Origin of the sequence: Gluconacetobacter entanii (genome assembly GCF_013155425.1) — a bacterium.
In the GTDB taxonomy this organism is placed as follows: Bacteria; Pseudomonadota; Alphaproteobacteria; order Acetobacterales; family Acetobacteraceae; genus Novacetimonas; species Novacetimonas entanii.
Genome location: NZ_JABJWD010000096.1, coordinates 1 through 4,000, shown reverse-complemented (window position 1 = coordinate 4,000; position 4,000 = coordinate 1). Strand labels below are relative to the sequence as shown.

Below are 4,000 nucleotides of genomic sequence, written 5' to 3'. Positions count from 1 at the left end.
ATCCGGGGGCGGGCAGGGCGTGGGCGGCCATCAGCGCGGCATCCAGTGGGGTTTCAAGCTGCGGCATGCCAACCACAAGGTCATCAAGCCGCCGCTTCAGCCCGCGCGCGCGCGACCGCGCCCCTTCCGCCCCCAGCAGCCAGCGGCGCAGTTCGGCCGCCTCCAGCCCCGACAGTTCGGTGGAAAACGCGCTGTCGGCGGCATCCATCAGGTGATGGCCTTCGTCAAAGACATAGCGCGTGGGGATATTGTCCTCGCTGCCGGTGCCTGCCCCATCGAGCGCGTGCCATGCCGCCTGCGACATGACGAGGGCATGGTTTGCGATCACAAGGTCGGCCGTGCGGGCGCGGCGGATGGAATGTTCGACAAAGCAGCGCTGGTAATGCGGGCAGGCGCCATGGATGCATTCCCCCCGCCGGTCCGCGATTCCCGCCAGCAGGCCGCGCCCGAACAGGTCGCCAAACCACCCCGGCAGGTCGCCGCCCGCGATGTCGCCATCGCCACTGGCCATTGCCCAGCGGGCGATCAGGCACAGCCCGATCATCGCGCCTGCCGCCTTGGGGCCGCGTGACAGGGCGATGTTGACCGACTCCTCCATGTTGAGGAGGCACAGGTAATTTTCCCGCCCCTTGCGGATCACGACATGTTCGCGCCGCACGGCGGGTTCGGGATACAGCCGCGACAGTTCCGATTCGATCTGGCGCTGCAGGTGGCGGGTATAGGTGCTGATCCATACGGCGGCGTCATTGCGCCGGGCCCACACACTCGATGGCGCGATATAGCCCAGCGTCTTGCCCGTGCCGGTCCCGGCCTCGGCCAGGACCATGTGTGGTGCGCCCTGCTGCGCGCGCGGGGCGAAGGCGGCGGTGGCCACGTCCGCAAAATCCGCCTGCCCCGCACGGGTGCGCGCATTGGGGCCAAGGATCTCGGTCAGGCGGGCGCGGGCCTCCGCTGGGGTGACGGGATGCGGGCCGGGCGGCGGCCGGGGGGCGGTATCCTCCCACTTGGGCAGGGTGCGCCAGACGCGGATGGCGTCATTGGGCTGGATCTGTTCGGCCGGGATCTCCGCCCCGACACGCAGCGCGTGGCACACGCTCTCCCCCCAGGCCCAGCCCATCTGGCGCATCTTGAACGCCAGCGCCGCCATCATCGGGCCATGCGGGCCATCGTGCTGGCGCGCGATGCGTCCGAGCAGGTCGTCGGCCATGTCCAGCAGGAGGTCGGCCTCCGCACTTTCGATACGGGCGAGCGGGAAATCCAGCGCGCGGGCCAGTCCACGCACCGTAGGCGGCACGGTCCGCGCGGGCATGGCGAAGGCGAACAGTTCCAGCAGGTCCAGCCATGGCGTGGGCTGCCCCGGTGGCGGCAGGTCGAGGCGGCGCGCGGTGGCGGGCGCATGGATGACCACGGGCGCGGGCCAGTGCGCAAGTTCGCGCCGCACCTCGTCATGCGAAAGCGACAGGATCTCCCCGTCGGGCGTCAGGACCGAACAGGCGTCATGTCTGACGATCAGGGCAGGCGCGGTATCCGGCAGGGACGGTGGGGCTGTCATGATCGTGAACATATAGGGCACATGTGCCCCGATGTCGCCTGTTCCCTGTAACGGAAGTTATCTTTGGTGCCGATTATGGTGTAAGGTGATGATTGACCCGCCCTTCCGCAATTCATAGCTTTCGGCCCCATGTCAGAACAGTATCGCATTCCCTCCTCCCCGCTGCCCAAGGCATGGCCTTTCGAGGAAGCCGCAAAACTCGCGGCCCATGTCGGCGACAGGCCCGTCAGCGCCGAACGTCCCGTCCTGCTGGAAACGGGATACGGGCCATCTGGCCTGCCGCATATCGGCACGTTTGGCGAGGTCGCGCGCACGTCATGGGTCCGCCAAGCCTTTACCGCCATCACGGGCAAGCCGACGCGCCTGCTGGCGTTTTCCGATGACATGGACGCCCTGCGCAAGGTGCCCGACAATGTCCCCAACCAGGACATGCTGCGCCAGTATATCGGCCGGCCACTGTCGCGCGTGCCCGACCCGTTCGGCACGCATGAATCGTTTGCCGCCCACAACAATGCCCGGCTTCAGGCCTTCCTCGACAGTTTCGGCTTCGATTACGAATTCGCGTCCTCCACCACCTATTACGAAGGGGGGCGTTTCGACGCGGCCCTGAAACGCGTGCTGGAGGTGCATGACGAGATCGTGGCCGTCATCGCCCCCACGCTGGGGGCGGAACGGCGCGCCACCTATTCCCCCGTCCTGCCGATCCATCCGCGCACCGGGCAGGTGATGCAGGTGCGCATGGATGCGATCGACCCGGTCGCGGGCACCGTGCGCTGGACCGATGAGGACGGCGAGACGTTCGAAACCCCGGTCACCGGCGGCCATGCCAAGATGCAGTGGAAGGCCGACTGGGCCATGCGCTGGTATGCGCTGGGTGTCGATTACGAAATGTCGGGCAAGGACCTGATCGACAGCGTGCGCCTGTCGGGCAGGATCTGCCGCATCCTTGGCGGCCGCGCCCCGGCGGGCCTGACCTATGAACTGTTCCTTGATGAAAACGGGCAGAAGATTTCCAAGTCCAAGGGCAACGGCATTTCGGTGGAGGAATGGCTGCGCTATGCCCCGCCCGAAAGCCTGGGGCAGTATATGTTCAACGCCCCGCAGCGGGCGAAGCGCCTGTTTTTCGACGTGATCCCCAAGGCGACGGATGAATACTTCGCCAATGTGACGCGCGCGCTGGCGGCGCAGGAGGTGGATGACCCCGCGCTGTGGACCAACCCGGCATGGTTCATCCATGCAGGCCACATCCCCGCCAATGCGGGCAGCCCGATCACGTTCGGCATGCTGCTCAACCTCGCCAGCGTGGCCAATGCCGAAACGCCGGACGTGCTGTGGAAGTTCATCCAGCGCTATGACGCCGATGCCTCGCCCACGCGCGATCCGATGCTGGCGCGGCTGGTGGACCATGCGATCGTCTACTACGCCGATTTCGTGCGGCCGACGAAACATTACCGTGCGCCCGAGGGCAAGGAAACCGCCGCCCTGTCCGATCTGGCGGAGGCCCTGCGCGGGATGGATGCGGCCACCGCCACGCCCGACGATTTCCAGAACCTGGTGTTCGAGATCGGCAAGCGGCATGGCTTCGAGCCTCTGCGTAGCTGGTTTGGCTGCCTTTACGAAGTCCTGCTCGGGCAGAAGGAGGGGCCGCGTTTCGGGATTTTCATCGCCCTTTATGGCGCCAGCGAGACGGTCGCCCTGATCGAGGCGGCGCTGACCCGAAGCGCGTCGCAGGTCGCACAATCGTAGGCGTGGCAGAGATTGCACGTGCGATGATTTCGCGTCCGATGGGACCGTATTTTCCGTGACGCCCGGCCTGCCCCCGTCACGCCAGCCCGGATCGTCTCCCGCCGCCGGGGGGAAGGAGGTGACGGGACTGCGCAGGTGGCTGCGGCACCTTCCCCATGCCATGGGGCTGGTGCTGATGGTTGCCGCCATCATCGTCGTGCAGCGGGAGATGCGCCACCTGCACTGGGCGGATATCCGTCACGCGCTGGCGGGAATTCCGGCCGCCACCCTGTGGGCGGGGGCGGGGATGACCGTCCTGTCCTATGTCGTGCTGTCTTTCTATGACTGGCTGGCGGTGCGCCAGATCGGGCGCACGATGCCGTTCCGGCGCACCGCCTTTGCGGCGTTCTGTTCCTATGTCCTGTCGCACAACCTTGGCTTTTCGGCCATCTCCGGGGCTGCGGTGCGGTTCCGCCTGTACGGCAACTGGGGCTTGCGCCCGCTGGAGGTGGCGCAGATCATCGCATTCTGCTCCGCCACCTACCTGCTTGGTGCGGCGGTGCTGATCGGTGGTGTCCTGCTGTGGGAACCTGAAATGGTGCCGGTGGTGGGCGCGCGGGTGCCGCACCTGCTGCTGGAGGGGGTGGGCCTGCTGCTGTGGGGTGGGGTTGCGCTCTATATCCTGCTGGGCCGTCGCCTGAACGAGGTGACGCTGTGGCGGTG

2 protein-coding genes and 1 pseudogene are annotated in these 4,000 nt (G+C 66.8%); 2 read left to right on the top strand and 1 reads right to left on the bottom strand.

What is annotated here, in order from left to right:
- A pseudogene (locus HNH97_RS15195) lies at positions 1–1,552 on the bottom strand (ATP-dependent DNA helicase); the annotation flags it as partial.
- A gap of 129 nt (positions 1,553–1,681) precedes the next feature.
- Here HNH97_RS15195 and HNH97_RS15190 point away from each other — a divergent pair.
- Positions 1,682–3,298, top strand: a complete 1,617-nt coding sequence (locus HNH97_RS15190) for a lysine--tRNA ligase (RefSeq protein ID WP_171791446.1) — start codon at positions 1,682–1,684, stop codon at positions 3,296–3,298.
- 55 nt (positions 3,299–3,353) lie between these two features.
- A partial coding sequence (locus HNH97_RS15185; RefSeq protein ID WP_408870070.1) for a lysylphosphatidylglycerol synthase transmembrane domain-containing protein occupies positions 3,354–4,000 on the top strand: 647 nt, incomplete at its 3' end.

Bases quoted from the DNA above. Each gene is read 5' to 3' on its own strand.
- HNH97_RS15190 (WP_171791446.1), top strand. From the start codon at position 1,682: ATGTCAGAACAGTATCGCATTCCCTCCTCCCCGCTGCCCAAGGCATGG.